A 16,955-nucleotide genomic window follows, 5' to 3' on the forward strand; every position below is an offset into this window, starting at 1 on the left:
GGCGGCTCAGATGTCGAAGTACATCTCGAACTCGTGCGGGTGCGGGCGGAAGCGGATCGGGTCCACCTCGTTCTTGCGCTTCCACTCGATCCAGGTCGCGATGAGGTCCTCGGTGAAGACGTCGCCCTCGAGGAGGAACTCGTGGTCGGCCTCGAGCGCGTCGAGGACGGCCGGCAGCGAGCCGGGCACCTGCGCGATGGCCTCGTGCTCCTCCGGCGGGAGCTCGTAGAGGTCCTTGTCCACCGGCTCCGGCGGCTCGATGCGGTTGCGGATGCCGTCCAGGCCGGCCATCAGCTGCGCGGCGAAGCACAGGTAGGGGTTGGACGACGGGTCGGGGATGCGGAACTCGATGCGCTTGGCCTTGGGGCTGTCGCCGGCGATCGGGATGCGGACGCAGGCGGAGCGGTTGCGGGCCGAGTACACGAGGTTGACCGGCGCCTCGTAGCCCGGGACCAGGCGGTGGTAGCTGTTGACCGTCGGGTTGGTGAAGGCCAGCAGCGCCGGGGCGTGCTTGAGCAGGCCGCCGATGTACCAGCGGGCGAGATCGGAGAGGCCGCCGTAGCCACGCTCGTCGTAGAAGAGCGGCTCGCCGTCCTTCCAGAGCGACTGGTGGGTGTGCATGCCCGAGCCGTTGTCGCCGAAGATCGGCTTCGGCATGAACGTCGCGGTCTTGCCCTCGGCCCAGACGGTGTTCTTGACGACGTACTTGAACTTCATCATGTCGTCGCCGGACTGCAGCAGCGTGTTGAAGCGGTAGTTGATCTCCTGCTGGCCGGCGGTGCCGACCTCGTGGTGGCTGCGCTCGACGAGCAGGCCGACCTCGGCGAGGTTGAGGCAGATCTTGTCGCGGGTGTCGGCGAAGTGGTCGACCGGCGGGACGGGGAAGTAGCCGCCCTTGTAGCGGGTCTTGTAGCCGCGGTTGCCGCCCTCCTCGACGCGACCGGTGTTCCAGGCCGCCTCGACGGAGTCGATGAAGTAGTAGCTGGCGTTCGCCTTGGTCTCGAAGCGCACGTCGTCGAAGACGTAGAACTCCGCCTCGGCGCCGAAGAACGCGGTGTCGGCGATGCCGGTCGACTTGAGGTACGCCTCGGCCTTGGCCGCGATGTTGCGCGGGTCGCGGCTGTAGGGCTCACCGGTGAAGGGGTCGACGATCGAGAAGTTCATGATGAGCGTCTTCTCGACGCGGAACGGGTCGACGTAGGCCGTGGTCGGGTCCGGGACGAGCTTCATGTCGGACTCGTGGATGGCCTGGAAGCCGCGGATCGAGGATCCGTCGAACATCTGGCCGTTGGTGAAGAAGTCCTCGTCGACCGTGGCGGCAGGCACGTTGAAGTGCTGCATGACGCCCGGAAGGTCGCAGAACCGGATGTCGACGAACTTGATGTCCTCGGCCTTGATGAAAGCGAGGACCTCGTCAGCGGAGCTGAACACTGTGTTGAACCTCCTGGTTCGGTGCAGGGGCTATGGGAGCCAGCCCTGATGGCGTTGCCGACGACGCTAGGGCGGGGCGGTTTCCCGACCGTGACCCGGATGTTTCGCCGACGTAACGCCAGCCACCGTATCAAGGAGTGGGACGACGCGCCCGAAGCGTGGAACGCGTCGGCCAGTAGGCTGGGACCGTGCCGACGACCCCCGCCCCGAGCCCCACCGCGACCCCGGCGGACGCCACGCTCCTGCGCCGCTTCGGCGGCTTCGTCGTCGACTGGGTGGTCAGCGCCGTCGTGACCTTCACGGTCCTGCCCTTCGACCTCGCGCAGCCGGGGGAGACCCCGCCGATGGTCCTCGGCCTGCCGACGAGCAGCTGGGCCGTCGCGGGCGTCTACGTCGTGCTCAGCACGCTCCTCGTGTCGCTGACGGGCTCGAGCCTCGGCCACCGCCTCATGGGCCTGCAGGTGTGGCAGGTGCGCCCGCAGCCCTTCCCGCTCCAGGTGCTCCTGCGCTCGGTGCTCGCCGCGCTCGTGCTGCCGGCCCTGTTCACCGCCGGTGGGCGCAGCCTGCACGACCTCGCCGCGGGCACGCGGATCGTCCGGCCGGGAGCCCCGGCTACGACGCGCGCCGACGCCTGAGCGCCGGCGCGCAGGGCCTCAGCGGCCGCGCATCGCCTTGCGGTCCATCCGGGCCTTCGTCGGGTCGATGCCCTTGGGCACGGGCGGCTTGAGACCGCCGAGGGACTTCAGGCGCTTGTTGACGACGGAGACCTCGGCCTTGGTGAGCACCGGGCGCATCCGGGTCAGCTTGCCCGAGAGCTTCTTGACCGGGACCTGGTCCTCGCCGTCGCCGACGGTCCACAGGTGGACGGGCACGCCGGGAGCGACCCGCGCGACCTTCTTCTCCTCCTGCTTGAGCAGCTTGGTGACCCGGCCCTGGGGGCCCTCGCCGATGAGGACGACGCCCGGGCGGCCGAGCGCGCGGAAGACCATCGCGGCCCCCGCCATGTCCTGGGCGCGGGTGCCGCGGGCGCCCTCCATGGCCACCGGCTCCTGCGAGGCGAACCAGCCGCGCCGGCCCATCCCCGTGAGGGCGGCGCCGGCCGCGCCGACCTGGCCGTCGAGCGCCTTGTACATCGCCGTGTTGCCCCGGCGGTTCATGACGACGACCGCGGCGAGGAAGGCCGAGGGGATCGCGATGATCGCGGCGTAGATGATCCAGCCGCCACCGAAGATCGTGCCGATGCCGATGATGACCGCCGCCGTGAGCAGCCCGGCCCCGAGCATCCACCACCCGAGCTTGGGGTCGAGCGACTTGATCGCCTGGTAGGCCTGCCGGATCTCGGCGATGCGGCCCTGCTTCTTCTCGGGTGCGTCGGACACGGGGGAGGAGCTCCTGGTCGGGGGCGGTGCGGGGTCCAGCGAGTGCGGGGCCGCGGGCCTCAGGATACGGGGCGGGCCGCCTTGGCGACCAACGACGCGGCCTCCTGGCGGGCCGGGTCGTTCGCGGCCTGCGCGAGGTGGGCGAGGTGCTCGGGGATCGGGCGACCCCAGCGGCGCATCGCCGTGGCCCACAGCCGGCCGGCGCGGTAGGACGAGCGCACGAGCGGCCCGGCCATGACGCCCTTGAAGCCGACCTCGTCGGCGACCTCGGACCAGTGGACGAACTCCTCGGGCTTGACCCACCGGTCGATCGGGTGGTGCAGCGGCGAGGGGCGCAGGTACTGCGTGATGGTGAGGATGTCGCAGCCGGCGTCGTGGAGGTCGCGGATGGCCTCCTCGACCTCGTGGTCCTCCTCGCCCATCCCGAGGATGAGGTTGGACTTCGTGACCAGGCCGGCCTCGCGGGCCATCGAGAGGACCTTGAGGGACTTCTCGTAGGTGAACGCCGGGCGGATGCGGCGGAAGATGCGCGGCACGGTCTCGAGGTTGTGCGCGAAGACCTCGGGCCGGGCGTCGAAGACCTGGCCGACGAGCGCGGGCTCGGCGCCGAAGTCGGGCGGGAGGATCTCGACGCCGGTGTTCGGGTTGAGCGCGTGGATCTGGCGGATGGTGTCGGCGTAGAGGCCGGCGGCGCCGTCGGCGAGGTCGTCGCGGGCGACCCCGGTGACCGTCGCGTAGCGCAGGCCCATCGTCGCGACGGACTCGGCCACGCGGCGCGGCTCGTCGAGGTCGAGCGGCTGGGGGCGGCCGGTGGCGATGTCGCAGAAGTCGCAGCGCCGGGTGCAGGTGTCACCGCCGATGAGGAAGGTCGCCTCGCGGTCCTCCCAGCACTCGAAGATGTTGGGGCACCCCGCCTCCTGGCAGACGGTGTGCAGGCCCTGGCTCTTCACCATCGAGTGGATCTGGGTGTACTCGGGCCCCATCCGGGCCGTCGTGCGGATCCACTCGGGCTTGCGCTCGATCGGGGTCTCGGCGTTGCGCGCCTCGACCCGCAGCAGGCGGCGTCCCTCGGGTGCGACAGTCACGCGTTCCAGCCTACGCTCCGCTCCCGACAGGCCGGGACGGCGGTGCCCCGGGGGTATGGCTGCGCTCAGGCGCGGCCGAGGACGTCGGCGAGGTGCTTCTCGGCGTAGGGCAGGACGTCCTGGACGGTGACGGTGCGCCCGGCCTCGCGCGTGAGCGACGAGACGCCGGCGTCGGCGATGCCGCACGGGATGATGGCGTCGGCCCAGCCGAGGTCGGCGTCGCAGTTGAGCGCGAAGCCGTGCATCGTCACGCGGCGGCTGACCCGGACCCCGATGGCCCCGAGCTTGCGGTCCGGCCCGCGCTCGTCGGCGAGCACCCACACCCCGCTGCGGCCCTCGACCCGGACGACCTCGACGCCGAACTCGGCGCAGGTGCGGATCATGACCTCCTCGAGGCGACGGACGTGCGCGACGACGTCGATCGGCACCTCGGGCAGCCGCACGATCGGGTAGCCGACGAGCTGCCCGGGCCCGTGCCACGTGATCTTGCCGCCGCGGTCGACGTCGATGACCGGGGTGCCGTCGAGCGGGCGCTCGTGCGGCTCCGTGCGCTTGCCGGCCGTGTAGACGGCGGCGTGCTCGAGCAGCAGCGTCGTGTCGCCGAGCGAGCCCTCGACGACCTGCGCGTGCACCTCGCGCTGCGTGGCCCACCCGGCCTCGTAGTCGACGAGGTCAGGGGCGAAGCCGAGGTGCACGAAGCGCATGGGACCCACGGTACGCCGGGCGCTGTCGAAGGCCGCCGGACGGCCCGCCCCGACGTCCCTAGGCTGAGCCCCATGAGCGCGGACCGCCAGACCCCGAAGGCCCCCGACGACGACCCCCGCGCCCGGGCCCGCCGCCCCCGCTGGGCGGTCCTCGGCGCGCTCGTCGTCGTCCTGCTGTGGCTGGCGGTCGGTGCGGTCGGCGGGCAGGCGCAGGGCAAGCTCTCCGGCGTCCAGTCCAACGACAACTCGACCTTCCTGCCCGCGCAGGCCGAGTCGACCCTCGTCAGCGACGCCGTCGCCCGCTTCAGCGAGAACACCGAGCTGCCCTACCTCGTCGTCGTCGAACCCACCGGCGGGGGCGCCCTCGACGCGGGCGACCTCGAGGCGGTGCAGCGGTTCGCGCAGGAGGTGCCCTCCCTCGCCCTGCCCGCCCTCGGCGACGGGCGGACGCTCGGCGACTACCTCGTGCCGGGCGCCACGGTGCTCCCGGTGCCGGCGCAGGACGGCGAGGCCGTCCTGCTGTCCGTGCCGCTCGACGGCACCAGGGGCACCGCGGCGAGCGGCGAGACCACCCCGCTCGCCGAGGGCGCCGACGCCCTGCGCGAGGCACTGCGGACGGACCTCGCGGCGGACGGCCTCCAGGGATGGGTCGGGGGCCCCGGCGGGCTCATCGCCGACTTCTCCGAGGCGTTCGCCGGCATCGACGGCATCCTCCTGCTCGTCGCGCTCGTCGTCGTCCTCGTCATCCTCCTGATCGTCTACCGCAGCCCGATCCTGCCCTTCGCCGTGCTGGTCAGCGCGGTGCTCGGCCTGAGCGCCGCGGCCGCGGTCGTCTACCAGCTCGCGAAGAACGACGTCATCACGCTGTCCGGGCAGTCGCAGGGCATCCTCTTCATCCTCGTCGTCGGCGCCGCCACCGACTACGCGCTGCTGCTCGTCAGCCGCTTCAAGGAGGCGCTGCACGACGAGGAGAGCTCGTGGGTCGCGCTCAAGCGGGCCTGGCGCGGGGCGGTCGAGCCCGTCGGGGCCTCGGCGGCGACGGTCATCATCGGCCTGCTGTGCCTGCTCCTCGCCGAGCTGCGCAGCACCTCCGGGCTCGGGCCGGTGGGCGCCCTCGGCATCGCGGGGGCGCTGCTCGCGTCGCTCACCTTCCTGCCTGCCGTGCTGCTGCTGTTCGGCCGGCGGATCTTCTGGCCGTTCGCGCCGAAGGTCGACCACGCGCACGCCGAGGACGCGGTCGGGTCGGCGCGCGGCATCTGGGGCCGGGTCGCGCGCCTGGTCGGGACGCACCCGCGCCGCACCTGGGTCGTCACGCTCGTCGCGCTCCTCGCGGCCGCGGCCTTCGTCCCGACCTTCAAGGCGAGCGGGGCGTCGATCGACGAGACCTTCCTCACCGAGGTCGACTCGATCACGGCGCAGCAGGTCATCGAGAAGCACTTCGCGGCCGGGGCCGCCCAGCCGCTCCAGGTCGTCGTGCCGCAGGCCGACGCCGACGCGGCCCTCGAGCTCGTGTCGAAGGACCCCGGCATCGACTCCGCCTACCTCGGGCTGGTGCCGCCGCAGCCGGGCCAGGACGCCCCGCCGCCGACGGTCGTCGACGGGGACGTGCTGCTCCAGGCCACGACGAAGGACGCCGCCGACAGCGCCGGCGCGGAGGACACCGTCGAACGGCTGCGCACCGACCTCGACGCCGTGAGCCCCGACGCGCTCGTCGGCGGCAACGCGGCCACCAACCTCGACGTCCTCGACGCGAGCGCGCGAGACCTCAAGGTCATCGTCCCGACGATCCTCGCGGTCATCTTCGTCATCCTCGCGCTGCTCCTGCGCTCGCTCGTCGCGCCGCTCGTGCTCGTCGTCGGCAACGTCGTCTCGTTCGCCGCGACCATCGGGATCTCGGCCCTCGTCTTCGACCACGTCCTCGGCTTCACCGGTGGCGACCCCGCGATCCCGTTGTACGGGTTCGTGTTCCTCGTCGCGCTCGGCATCGACTACTCGATCTTCCTCATGACGCGGGTGCGCGAGGAGTCGCTCGTGCGCGGCACCCGGCCGGGGGTGCTCGTCGGCCTCGCGGTGACCGGCGGCGTCATCACGAGCGCCGGCATCGTCCTCGCGGCGACCTTCTCGGCGCTGTCGGTGCTGCCCATCCAGTTCCTCGTGCAGATCGCCTTCATCGTCGGGTTCGGCGTCCTCCTCGACACCTTCGTCGTCCGCTCGCTCCTCGTCCCCGCGATGGCGCACGACCTCGGCCCACGCGTCTGGTGGCCGGCGCGCCTCGTCGCCGACGGGGGCCGGTCCGGGCCGGGGCACCACGCCGCCGGTGCGCACCCGCCGGCCACGGAGCCGGCGACCGAGCCGGTGGAGGAAGGGCGATGACGCGGGTCGGGCTGGCGGGCTTCGGTTTCGCCGGGCGCGACATCCACGTGCCGCGGCTGCTCGAGGCGGGGCTGGACGTCGTCGCGGTGTCGACGCGGGACGCCGGGCGCGCCGCGGCCGCGCGCACCGACCTGCCGGGGGTCGAGGTCGTCGCGGACCTCGACGCGCTGCTCGCGGTGCCCGACCTCGACGTCGTCGTCCTCGCCACCCCGAGCGGTGGCCACGCGCAGCAGGTGCGGGTGGTCGTCGATGCCGGCGTCGCCTGCGTCGTCGACAAGCCGCTCGCCGTCGACGCCGCCTCGGCCGCGGACACGGTCCGGTACGCGGCGCGGGCCGGCGTGCCGCTCACCGTGTTCCAGAACCGACGCTACGACCCGTCGGCGGTCACGCTGCGCGGCGTCCTCGCTGCCGGGCTCGTCGGGGAGCCGTTCCGGTTCGAGATGCGGTGGGAGCGGTGGCGGCCGGTGCCGAAGGACCGCTGGCGCGAGAACGCCCCGCCCGAGGAGGGCGGCGGCCTGCTCCTCGACCTGCACACCCACCTCGTCGACGCCGCCGTCACGATGTTCGGACGGGTCGAGCGGGTGGCCGCGACCCTCGCCTCGCGCACGACCGTCGCCGAGGACGACGCCTTCGTGCTCGCGACCCACACCTCGGGCGTCGTCTCGCACCTGTCCGCGACCTCGCTCGCCGCCGCACCCGGGCCGCGCGTCCGGCTGCTCGGCCGGGAGGGCGCCTACGTGCTCGCCGACTTCGAGGGCGAGGAGCACCCGTGGTCGGGGCAGGCGGACCTCGACGCGGACCACTGCGGATGGGTCTACCGGGGTGCCGGGCCCGAGGCGGTGCCCCGGGCCCTGGACGTCTCGCAGGGCGACTTCTACCGCGCCGTGGACCGGGCCCTCGCGGCGCCGCGTCCGCAGGTCGCGATGCCGGTGGACCCGTGGGACGCCGTGCACACCCTCGCGGTGCTCGACGCGGCCCGGGTCGCGGCCCGCGAGGAGCGGGTGGTCACGGTCGTCGACCCGCCGCGCTGAGCACGGGTCGGGTTCAGGGAGAGGGCAGCCGGCGCGGCTCGAGGCGCTCCTCGCGCGCCGACCCGTCTGCGGCCGTGACGACGTACGCGCCCGGGCCGTCGCGCTCGGAGACCGCCTCGACGAGCTCGGTCCCGCAGTAGACGAGGCCGACGCCGTCGTCGGTGCAGTGGGTCTCGGGCAGCGTCCCGTCGGCCACGAGCGCGTGCACCAGCGGGCGCCGGCGGGCCTCGGAGTCGTAGTGGACGCCGTTGCCGTACGGCAGCAGCGCGAGGCCGTTGGTCACCGCGCGCAGCTCCGGCCCGAAGGAGTCTGTCGTGCCGCCGAGGTACCAGCAGATGGAGCCGGCCGACACCCCGGAGAGCACCACGCCGGCCTCCCAGGCCGCGCGCATCGCCGGGCGCAGGTCGTGCACGTCCCAGACCGCCAGGAGGTTGGCCACCGAGCCGCCGTTGACCCACACGACGTCCTGCTCGAGGAGGTGCGCCGCGGGGTCCTCGAGGTTGGGCATCGGGAAGAGGTCGAGCACGGTGACGTCGAACCCGGCCACCCGGCCGGCCTCGGTCGCCTCGTGGGAGAACCAGCGCGGGTCGCCGGAGGCGGTGCCGACGAACGTGACGCGGGGGCGCCGGCCGTGGGCGCCCGAGAGCTCGACGGCGTGGTGGACGAGGGCGTCGAACTCGATCCAGGTGCGCCGGCCGGGGCGGTAGCCGCCGGAGGTGGCGAGGATGGTCGGCACGTCGGTCGTCATCGCGCCACCCTAGGCGTGGGCCGGCGCCCGGTGCCTGTGGAAAACCCCGCGGCCGCCGTCGCCGGATCGGGCACGGTGGTCGACATGGAGACGACGGAGCCACCAGTGCTGCCCGGGCTCCGGCTCGGGCGCCTGCTCGGCCGGGGCGGGAGCGCGCAGGTCTGGGAGGCGGAGCGTCTCGACGACGGGCGCCGGGTCGCCGTCAAGGTCTCGCACGGCGACGCCGAGGCCGCGCAGGCCGCGGTGCGCGAGGCGTCGGTCGCGGGCCGCACCGTGTCCGCCCACGTCGTCCCGGTCGAGGCCTGCCTGACCCTGCCCGACGCGCGGGTCGCGCTCGTCATGCCCCTCATGCGCGGCGGCTCGCTGGCCGCGCTCGTCGCCGCGCGCGGCCACCTCGGGCCGGGGGAGGTCGTCACGGTCCTCGCGCCGCTCGCCGAGGCGCTCGGGCGCCTGCACGCCGCCGGGGTCGTCCACGGGGACGTGTCGCCGGGCAACGTCCTGCTCGACCTCGACGGGCGTCCGGCCCTCGCCGACCTCGGTGTCGGCCGCGTGCTCGGCGACGCCCCGACCCCGGTGTGGGGCACCCCGGGTCACCTGGCCCCGGAGGTCCTGCTCGGGGCGGCGCCGTCGCCGGCGGCCGACGTCTACGCGCTCGGCGCCCTCGGCTGGCTCTGCCTCGCGGGGGAGGTCCCGGGTGCGCCGGGGCTGCGGCCCTCGCTCGTCGAGGTGAGCCGTGCCGGGGCCGGGTCGGAGGCCGTCGTGGCGGCGCTGGAGGCCGCCGTGCAGCCGCGCCCCGAGGAGCGTCCGGACGCCGACGAGCTCGCCGGTCTGCTCTTCGCCGCCGCCCGGCCCGAGCCGTTGCACCTCGTCGTGGCGGGCGACACCGAGAGCGCGGTCACCTACCGGCTCCGTGCGGCGGCGGGCAGCCCACCCGTGCCGCCGGTGCTCGAGCGCGGACGCCACCGCGCGCCCGCGGGTCCACGCCCCACCGGGCAGCGCGGAGTGGCGCGGCCGGTGGTGCTCGGGGCCGTCGGGCTCGGCGTCGTCGGGCTGCTCGTCGTCCTCGGCGGCCTGCTCGGGCGCGACGAGCCGGCCCGGGCGGCGGCCCCGGCGGCGTCGACGGCGTCGGCGGTCGGTCAGCAGGCGGGCCCGGCGGCGGCCCGGCCGGCCGACCCCCGCACGGACGCGCGGGCCCCGGTCGAGCGCCCGCAGGAGCTCCTCGCCGTGCTCGCCGACGCGCGGGCCGCCGCCTACCGGTCGAGCGACCCCGAGCGGCTGGGGGCCGCCGAGACCAGCGGGGGTGCGCTGCACGAGCGGGACGCGGCCGCGCTGGCGGCGCTGCGCACGGCCTCCGCCCGCTACGACGGCCTCGCCTACCGCGTCACCGAGGTGTCGGTGCGCTCGGCAGCCGCCGACCGCGCCGAGCTGCGGGCCGTCGTCGGCGTCGGCGCCCACCGGGTCGTGCGACCGGGTGCGGACACCGCCGTCGCGGCGTCGCCGGGGGAGCCCGTGGTCGTCGACCTGGTGCGCACCCCCGCCGGCTGGCGCCTCGAGGCGTTGAGGCCGCCGTGACCGGGGTGGGTCAGGCCACCAGCCAGCGGGCCGCGGTGTCGAGGTCGCCGTGCTCGTGGACGAAGCCGCTCGCGACGAGGGCCTCGCCGACGATGCGCTGGCTGCCCATGATCTCGCCCGCGAACTCGCCGACGACGAGGCGCAGGGCCGGGGTCGGGGCGGGCAGCAGGGCCGGGCGGTGCAGGGCGCGCCCGAGGGCGGCCGCGACGTCCTTCTGGCGGGCGGGGGTCGGGCCGGCGAGGTTGACCGGGCCGGTGACCTCCGGGTGGTCGAGCAGGTGCAGCAGGGCCCGGACCTCGTCGACGAGGGTGATCCAGGGCCAGAACTGGCGGCCCAGCCCGAGTGGTCCGCCGAGCCCGAGGCGGGCCAGGCGCAGCAGCGGCTCCATCGCCCCGCCGTCGCGGGCCATGACGATCCCGGTGCGCGCGAACGCGACCGACGCCCCGGCCTCGACCGCGGGGGCGGCCGCGGCCTCCCACGCGAGGACGACGTCGGCGAGGAAGCCGGTGCCGGCCGGGTTGGCCTCGGTCAGCTCCTCGTCGCCGCGGTCGCCGTAGAAGCCGACCGCGGACCCCGACACGAGGCGGACCTCGTGCCCGGCCTGCGCGACCGCCGTCGCGACGGCCGTCGTCGAGTCGGTGCGCGAGGCGAGGATCTGGTGCTTGTAGGCGGGCGTCCACCGCTTGTCGCCGACGCCGGCGCCGGCCAGGTGGACGACGCCGTCGACGCCGTCGAGGACGGCCGGGTCGAGCCGCCGGCTCGCGGGGTCCCAGCGGACCTCGTCGGCGGCGGAGGGGGCGCGACGGACCAGCCGGACCGGTTCGTCGCCGCGCTCACGGAGCGCGGCGACGAGGGCGGTGCCGATCAGGCCGGACGAGCCGGTGACGACGATGCGGCTCACGGCAGGGCGCGTCAGAGACCGAGGTCGGCCTCGAACGCCCCTTCCTCGAGTCGCTGCTTCATCGTCGTGAGGAAGCGGGCGGCGTCCGCGCCGTCGACGATGCGGTGGTCGTAGGACAGCGCGAGGTAGACCATCGAGCGGATCGCGATCGTCTCGCCGCCGTCCTCGGCGGTCACGACGACCGGGCGCTTGACGACGGCCCCGGTGCCGAGGATGCCGACCTGCGGCTGGTTGATGATCGGGGTGTCGAAGAGCGCACCGCGCGAGCCGGTGTTGGTGATCGTGAAGGTCCCGCCCGCGAGGTCGTCGGGCATGATCTTGTTGCTCCGCGTCCGGTTCGCGACGTCGGCGATCCCGCGGGCCAGGCCCGCGAGGTTGAGGTCGCCGGCGTTCTTGAGGACCGGGACGATGAGCCCCTTCTCGGTGTCGACCGCCATGCCGAGGTTCTCGGTGCCGTGGTAGGTCACCTGGTCGTCCTCGATGCTCGCGTTGACGGTCGGGTGGGCCTTGAGGGCCTCGACCGCGGCGAGGGCGAAGAACGGCAGGAAGCTGAGCTTCGCACCCTCGCGCTGGGCGAAGTCGGCCTTGGCCCGGTCACGCAGGCGCGCGATGCGGGTGACGTCGACCTCGACGACCGTCGTCAGCTGCGCCGAGACCTGGAGGGACTCGACCATCCGGCGGGCGATCGTCTTGCGCAGGCGCGACATCGGCTGCGTCGTGCCGCGCAGGCCACCGTCGGCCGCGGGCTTCGCCGCGGCGGCCGGGGCCGAGGACGACGAGGCGGCAGCGGCCGGTGCCGCGGCAGGGGCCTCGGGCTCCGGCGCCTTCTTGGCCTCGGCGGCGGCGAGGACGTCCTGCTTGCGGATGCGCCCGCCGATGCCGGTGCCGGTCACCGACGCGAGGTCGATGCCGTGGTCGGCGGCCAGCTTGCGCACGAGCGGGGTGACGTAGCTGCTCGCGTCCGACTCCTCGGTGGCGCGCGGGGTCGGCGCGGTCGAGGTCGAGGACGCCGGGGCGGTGCTCGCGGCGGGGGCCTCGTCGGCGGCCGCGGCGGCCGCGTCGGGGGTCTCCTGCGCGGGGGCCTCGGCGGCAGGGGCCGGCTCCGGCTGCTTCTCCTCGGCGGCCGGCTGCTGCGGCTCGGGCTCGGGGGCGTCCTCCTTCGCGGGGGTCTCCTGCGCGGGGGCCTGCTCGGGCTCGGCGGCCGGGGCGGAGCCGCCACCGGAGCCACCGACGACCGCGAGGTCGGCGCCCACGGGGACGGTCTCGTCCTCGGGCACGAGGATCTTGGTCAGGGTGCCGGCCACCGGCGACGGGATCTCGGTGTCGACCTTGTCGGTCGAGACCTCGAGGAGCGGCTCGTCGACGGCGACCTCGTCGCCCTCGGCCTTGAGCCAGCGCGTGACGGTGCCCTCGGTGACGGACTCGCCGAGCGCGGGCATCTGGACGGTCGTGCCCTCGCCCGAGCCGTCGGAGGAACCGGAGGAGCCCTCCGAGGACGGCGCCGGCTGCTCCTGCTCGCTGCCGCCGGACTGCGGCTCGGCCGGCTCCTGGCCGCCCTCGTCGCCCGCCTCGGCGACCGCGCCGGTGTCGGCCGGGTCGGCGACCTCGTCGGCCGGCCCGTCGGAGGAGGCCTGCTCCTGCGTCTGCTCGGGGGCGGAGTCGCCACCGCCGGAGGCGGACCCGTCACCGATGACGGCGAGGTCCGCGCCGACCGGCACGGTGTCGTCCTCCTGCACGAGGATCTCCTGGAGCACGCCCGCGACGGGCGAGGGGATCTCGGTGTCGACCTTGTCGGTCGAGACCTCGAGCAGCGGCTCGTCGACCGCGACCTCGTCGCCGACACTCTTGAGCCACCGCGTCACGGTCCCCTCGGTCACGGACTCGCCGAGTGCGGGCATCTGTACACGTTCCGACATCAGTGGTGCTCTCCTTCGTGGGCGGTGGCGGTCATCACTCTAGTTGTGCGCGTGCAGGGGCTTGCCGGCGAGCGCCAGGTGCGCCTCGCCGAGGGCCTCGTTCTGGGTGGGGTGGGCGTGGACGAACGGCGTGACGTCCTCGGGGTGGGCCTCCCAGCCGACGACGAGCTGGGCCTCGCCGACCTGCTCGCCCATCCGCGAGCCGACCATGTGGACGCCGACGACGGGGCCGTCGGTGACGCGGACCAGCTTGACGAAGCCCTGCGTGCCGAGGATCTGGCTCTTGCCGTTGCCGCCGAGGTTGTACTCGTAGGCCTCGACCGCGTCGCCGTGGACCTCGCGGGCCTGCTCCTCGGTGAGGCCGACGGACGCGACCTCGGGGTCGCAGTAGGTGACCCGGGGGATGCTCGACTCGACGAGCGGCGCGGGCTCGAGGCCGGCGATCGACTCGGCGACGAAGATCCCGTGGGCGAAGCCGCGGTGCGCGAGCTGGAGGCCGGGGACGATGTCGCCGACGGCCCACAGGCCCTCGACCCCGGTGCGGCAGCGGTCGTCCGTGACGACGAAGCCGCGCTCGACCGTCGCGCCGGCCTCCTCGTAGCCGAGGCCGTCGGTCACCGGGCCGCGGCCGACGGCGACGAGCAGGAGGTCGGTCTCGAGCTCGGTGCCGTCCTCGAGGCGGACGGTGACGGCGTCCGGGCCGTCGGTGGCCGAGGCGAAGCGGGCGCCCGTGCGCACCGTGATGCCGCGCTTGCGGAAGGCGCGCTCGAGCGCCTTGCTCGAGGCGGGGTCCTCTGCGGCGACGAGGCGGGGGAGGGCCTCGACGACCGTGACCTCGGAGCCGAACGAGCGCATGACGGAGGCGAACTCGACGCCGATGACGCCGCCACCGAGGACGACGACGCGGCCGGGGACCTCGTCGAGCCCCAGCGCCCCGTCGCTCGTCACGACCCGGCCGCCGAGCTCGAGGCCGGGCAGCGTGCGGGCGTAGGAGCCGGTGGCGAGGACGACGTGCCGGCCGACGAGGCGGCGGTCTCCGACGACGACCGTGTGCGGGCCGTCCAGCCGTCCGGCGCCCTCGACGTACTCGACCTGCCGGCCCGCGACGAGGCCCTGGAGGCCCTTGTGCAGGCGCGCGACGACGCCCTCGCGGTAGGCGGTGACGGCCGGGAGGTCGATGCCTTCCAACGTCGCCCGGACCCCGAAGCGGCCGGCCTCGCGGGCCGCGTCCGCGACCTCGGCGGCGTGCAGCAGGGCCTTGGTCGGGATGCAGCCGCGGTGCAGGCAGGTCCCGCCGAGCAGGTCCTTCTCGACGAGGGCGACGCTCAGGCCGAGCTCGGCGGCGCGCAGCGCGCAGGCGTACCCACCGCTCCCTCCTCCGAGGACGACGACGTCGTGGGTGGCTTCGGCGGTGGCCGGCATGCTGCTCCGTTCTCGCGGTGGCGGTCGGTGGGCACGGCGGCGCTGTGGGTGGGCGCGCCGGGCTCGTCCCGCATCCTGTCACCCCCGCGGGTGGAGGACGAGGTGGCGACGCGTGCCGGACGCACAGGGAACGGGCAGGTGCCTCGCCTATCGTGTGCGCATGGCCTGGTGGAGACGAGGGCGGCGCGGTGGCGCCGCACCGCACGACGGCAGCGACCTGAGCAGTGCCCGGGCCCACCTCGAGGAGTTCGTGGGCACCCGGCGCGGGGTCGAGGCGTACGTCGAGCCGGCGACGAACATCACCGCGACGACGGTCGTGCTCATCGCGCACGACGGCGAGTGGACGCGGCGCGCGCTGCCCTCCCGCCCCCAGGCCTTCGAGGTGGCCCGGGCCCTCCAGGTGCCCGTGTACGACGTCAACCTCACCGGCTACCCGGCGCGGATGCGCGCGTGGACGGCCCGCCAGCGGCGCGACGAGAAGGCCTGAGCCGGAACCGGGTGGCCGCCCGACGGTCGGGCGTGACACCGTGGGGTCCCCGCACCGACGACCGAAGGACCCGCCATGGCAGCCAAGGACCGACCCCGCGCCGCAGTGCCCGACGACGTCAAGGCCCGCTTCCGGGCGGCCCTGGACAAGAAGCAGGCCCACGGCGGGGCCGACGTGTCCGACTCCTCGGAGCACGGCAAGGTCGACCACGCCCACGGCCCCGAGGCCAGCGCCCGCCAGCAGATGTTCCGCCGCAAGAGCGGCGGCTGAGCCGGCCCCTCCCGCGGACGACGCACGGCGGGCACCCCGACCCGGGGTGCCCGCCGTGCCTCGTGCGGGGGGGGGGGGGGTCAGGCGCGGGGGGCGTGCCCCTCGACGAGACCGAGCAGCGTGGAGACGCCGAACCCGGTGCCGCCCTTGGGGTTGCGACCCTTCGGGCCCTTCTCGTTGAAGGCCGGCCCGGCGATGTCGACGTGCGCCCAGGTCATGCCCTCGGGGACGAACTCCTCGAGGAACTTGGCGGCGGTGAGCATCCCGCCCGCGCGGTCGCCCTTGTGCGCGATGTCGGCGGTGGGGGTGTCGAGCTTGGCGCGCAGCGACGCCGGCAGCGGCATCGGCCAGGCGCCCTCGCCGGCGGCGTCGGCGGCCGCGACGACCTTGGCCCGGAAGGCGTCGTCGTTGCCCATGACGCCGGCGATGTCGTCGCCGAGCGCGATCATCTGGGCGCCGGTCAGCGTCGCGATGTCGACGATCCAGTCCGGCGTCTTCTCGGCGGCCAGGCAGATGCCGTCGCCGAGGACCATCCGGCCCTCCGCGTCGGTGTCGAGGATCTCGACGCTCGTGCCGTCGCGCATGACGACGACGTCGCTCGGGCGCTGCGCGGTGCCGCTCGGCATGTTCTCGGCGAGGCAGAGGTAGCCCGTGACCGCCACCGGCACACCGGTCTCGGCGGCCGCGAGGACGGTCGCCGCGACGGCGGCCGCGCCGGCCATGTCGCACTTCATCGTCACCATGCCGGTCGACGGCTTGAGGTTGAGGCCGCCGGTGTCGAAGGTGATGCCCTTGCCGACGAGCGCGACCGAGCCCTGGGCGTTCGCGGGGGCCCAGGTCATCGTCACGATGCGCGGCGGGTTGGACGAGCCCTGCCCGACACCGGTGATGCCGCCGAAGCCGCCCTTGACGAGCGCCTTCTCGTCGAGGACCGAGACGGTGATCTTCGCGGGGGAGTCCGCGGCGCGCTTCTTGACGGCCTCGGCGAAGGACTGCGGGTAGAGCAGGTTCGGCGGCATGTTGACGAGGTCGCGCGCCCAGTCGCGGGCGGCGCCGAGCACGCCGGCGCGGGTCACGGCGTCCTTGGCGGCCTTGCCCTGGCCGAGGCCCGAGACGACGACGATCTTCGGGCCGGTGACCGGCGCGGCGGCCGGGCGGCCCTTGCGCGCGGGGAGGGGGGCGGCCTTGTCGTAGACGTAGCAGCCGGCGAAGGCGCCGTCGGAGACCGCCGACAGGGAGTCGGTGTCGGGCGTCGGGAGGGCCACGCCGACGGCCTTCTTGCCGCGGACCGAGCGCAGGGCGACGGCGGCGGCCTCGCGCAGGACGGTGTGCTCGAACGAGGTCCGGCGGGTCGTGCCCTCGCCGAGGCCGGTGACGACGACCGAGGTCGCCTTGACGCCGGGCACCGCGACGACGCGGTGCACCTCCTCGGCCTTCGCGGTGGCCTCGAGGTCGGCGAGCACCGCCTGCAGGTGGACGACGGCCTTGCGCGGGAGCCCGTGCCCGGCGGCGAGGTCGACGCCGTCCGGGGTGCGGACGGAGCCGACGACGAGGGCGTCGACCGGCAGGTCGGCGGAGGTCTTGGTCGTCACGGTCAGTGAAGTCATGTCGGCAGACTAACCGGGGCCGGTGGGGC

The 16,955-nt window shown here is 74.6% G+C and carries 15 protein-coding genes; 6 read left to right on the plus strand and 9 right to left on the minus strand.

The window, feature by feature from the left end:
- Positions 1-6: 6 nt before the first annotated feature.
- Positions 7-1,431 carry a type I glutamate--ammonia ligase gene (gene glnA, locus HL663_RS11515; protein ID WP_173028515.1) on the minus strand — a complete coding sequence of 475 codons (1,425 nt, stop codon included), beginning with the start codon at positions 1,429-1,431 and terminating at the stop codon, positions 7-9.
- 188 nt (positions 1,432-1,619) lie between these two features.
- Here glnA and HL663_RS11520 point away from each other — a divergent pair, with 188 nt between their 5' ends.
- Entirely contained in the window at positions 1,620-2,066 is a 447-nt protein-coding gene (locus HL663_RS11520) for an RDD family protein (RefSeq protein ID WP_173028516.1), read from the plus strand.
- Between the two features lie 18 nt (positions 2,067-2,084).
- Here HL663_RS11520 and HL663_RS11525 read toward each other — a convergent pair whose 3' ends face one another.
- From HL663_RS11525 to lipB, 3 genes are all read right to left on the minus strand, one after another.
- Entirely contained in the window at positions 2,085-2,810 is a 726-nt protein-coding gene (locus HL663_RS11525) for a DUF4191 domain-containing protein (RefSeq protein WP_173028517.1), read from the minus strand.
- 59 nt (positions 2,811-2,869) lie between these two features.
- Positions 2,870-3,895: a lipoyl synthase gene (gene lipA / locus HL663_RS11530; RefSeq protein ID WP_173028518.1), complete on the minus strand. Its 1,026-nt coding sequence runs from the start codon at positions 3,893-3,895 to the stop codon at positions 2,870-2,872.
- A 65-nt stretch (positions 3,896-3,960) separates the two neighbouring features.
- Positions 3,961-4,599 (minus strand): lipoyl(octanoyl) transferase LipB, encoded by a 639-nt coding sequence (lipB, locus tag HL663_RS11535; RefSeq protein ID WP_173028519.1) that lies wholly within the window; start codon positions 4,597-4,599, stop codon positions 3,961-3,963.
- Between the two features lie 72 nt (positions 4,600-4,671).
- Here lipB and HL663_RS11540 point away from each other — a divergent pair, with 72 nt between their 5' ends.
- Positions 4,672-6,972, plus strand: a complete 2,301-nt coding sequence (locus tag HL663_RS11540; RefSeq protein WP_173028520.1) for an MMPL family transporter — start codon at positions 4,672-4,674, stop codon at positions 6,970-6,972.
- Positions 6,969-8,003 carry a Gfo/Idh/MocA family protein gene (locus tag HL663_RS11545; RefSeq protein ID WP_173028521.1) on the plus strand — a complete coding sequence of 345 codons (1,035 nt, stop codon included), beginning with the start codon at positions 6,969-6,971 and terminating at the stop codon, positions 8,001-8,003. The genes HL663_RS11540 and HL663_RS11545 overlap by 4 nt, the downstream gene beginning before the upstream one ends.
- A 13-nt stretch (positions 8,004-8,016) precedes the next feature.
- Here the strand turns inward: HL663_RS11545 and HL663_RS11550 are convergent, their stop codons facing one another.
- The gene (locus HL663_RS11550) at positions 8,017-8,751 is read right to left on the minus strand and encodes a Type 1 glutamine amidotransferase-like domain-containing protein (RefSeq protein WP_173028522.1); all 735 of its coding nucleotides are present in this window, start codon (positions 8,749-8,751) and stop codon (positions 8,017-8,019) included.
- Positions 8,752-8,835: 84 nt separating this feature from the next.
- Between HL663_RS11550 and HL663_RS11555 the strand changes: the two genes are divergently transcribed.
- Positions 8,836-10,323 (plus strand): protein kinase domain-containing protein, encoded by a 1,488-nt coding sequence (locus HL663_RS11555; RefSeq protein ID WP_173028523.1) that lies wholly within the window; start codon positions 8,836-8,838, stop codon positions 10,321-10,323.
- A 10-nt stretch (positions 10,324-10,333) separates the two neighbouring features.
- Here HL663_RS11555 and HL663_RS11560 read toward each other — a convergent pair whose 3' ends face one another.
- The 3 genes from HL663_RS11560 to lpdA are packed head-to-tail and all read right to left on the minus strand — an operon-like array spanning position 10,334 to position 14,562.
- Positions 10,334-11,224, minus strand: coding sequence for a TIGR01777 family oxidoreductase (locus tag HL663_RS11560; RefSeq protein ID WP_286175566.1), 891 nt, complete (start codon positions 11,222-11,224; stop codon positions 10,334-10,336).
- An 11-nt stretch (positions 11,225-11,235) separates the two neighbouring features.
- Positions 11,236-13,140 carry a 2-oxoglutarate dehydrogenase, E2 component, dihydrolipoamide succinyltransferase gene (sucB, locus tag HL663_RS11565; protein WP_173028524.1) on the minus strand — a complete coding sequence of 635 codons (1,905 nt, stop codon included), beginning with the start codon at positions 13,138-13,140 and terminating at the stop codon, positions 11,236-11,238.
- 39 nt (positions 13,141-13,179) lie between these two features.
- Positions 13,180-14,562 (minus strand): dihydrolipoyl dehydrogenase, encoded by a 1,383-nt coding sequence (gene lpdA, locus HL663_RS11570; protein ID WP_173028525.1) that lies wholly within the window; start codon positions 14,560-14,562, stop codon positions 13,180-13,182.
- Positions 14,563-14,722: 160 nt separating this feature from the next.
- Here lpdA and HL663_RS11575 point away from each other — a divergent pair, with 160 nt between their 5' ends.
- Together HL663_RS11575 and HL663_RS11580 are read left to right on the plus strand one after the other, a co-directional pair.
- On the plus strand, positions 14,723-15,049 hold the full coding sequence (locus tag HL663_RS11575; RefSeq protein WP_173028526.1) for a hypothetical protein: 327 nt from the start codon (positions 14,723-14,725) through the stop codon (positions 15,047-15,049).
- 75 nt (positions 15,050-15,124) lie between these two features.
- Positions 15,125-15,319 (plus strand): DUF5302 domain-containing protein, encoded by a 195-nt coding sequence (locus HL663_RS11580; protein ID WP_173028527.1) that lies wholly within the window; start codon positions 15,125-15,127, stop codon positions 15,317-15,319.
- An 80-nt stretch (positions 15,320-15,399) separates the two neighbouring features.
- On the opposite strand, the gene HL663_RS11585 is transcribed toward HL663_RS11580, so the two are convergent.
- Positions 15,400-16,926, minus strand: coding sequence for a leucyl aminopeptidase (locus HL663_RS11585; protein WP_173028528.1), 1,527 nt, complete (start codon positions 16,924-16,926; stop codon positions 15,400-15,402).
- Positions 16,927-16,955: the final 29 nt, after the last annotated feature.

The sequence above is a fragment of the Arthrobacter sp. NEB 688 genome, assembly GCF_013201035.1.
In the GTDB taxonomy this organism is placed as follows: Bacteria; Actinomycetota; Actinomycetes; order Actinomycetales; family Dermatophilaceae; genus Phycicoccus.

What these genes read in the sequence shown, in the direction of transcription:
- lipB (WP_173028519.1), bottom strand. Translation starts at nt 4,599, where the DNA reads ATGCGCTTCGTGCACCTCGGCTTCGCCCCTGACCTCGTCGACTACGAG.
- HL663_RS11540 (WP_173028520.1), top strand. Translation starts at nt 4,672, where the DNA reads ATGAGCGCGGACCGCCAGACCCCGAAGGCCCCCGACGACGACCCCCGC.
- HL663_RS11545 (WP_173028521.1), top strand. Translation starts at nt 6,969, where the DNA reads ATGACGCGGGTCGGGCTGGCGGGCTTCGGTTTCGCCGGGCGCGACATC.
- HL663_RS11550 (WP_173028522.1), bottom strand. Translation starts at nt 8,751, where the DNA reads ATGACGACCGACGTGCCGACCATCCTCGCCACCTCCGGCGGCTACCGC.
- HL663_RS11555 (WP_173028523.1), top strand. Translation starts at nt 8,836, where the DNA reads ATGGAGACGACGGAGCCACCAGTGCTGCCCGGGCTCCGGCTCGGGCGC.
- sucB (WP_173028524.1), bottom strand. Translation starts at nt 13,140, where the DNA reads ATGTCGGAACGTGTACAGATGCCCGCACTCGGCGAGTCCGTGACCGAG.
- lpdA (WP_173028525.1), bottom strand. Translation starts at nt 14,562, where the DNA reads ATGCCGGCCACCGCCGAAGCCACCCACGACGTCGTCGTCCTCGGAGGA.
- HL663_RS11575 (WP_173028526.1), top strand. Translation starts at nt 14,723, where the DNA reads ATGGCCTGGTGGAGACGAGGGCGGCGCGGTGGCGCCGCACCGCACGAC.
- HL663_RS11580 (WP_173028527.1), top strand. Translation starts at nt 15,125, where the DNA reads ATGGCAGCCAAGGACCGACCCCGCGCCGCAGTGCCCGACGACGTCAAG.
- HL663_RS11585 (WP_173028528.1), bottom strand. Translation starts at nt 16,926, where the DNA reads ATGACTTCACTGACCGTGACGACCAAGACCTCCGCCGACCTGCCGGTC.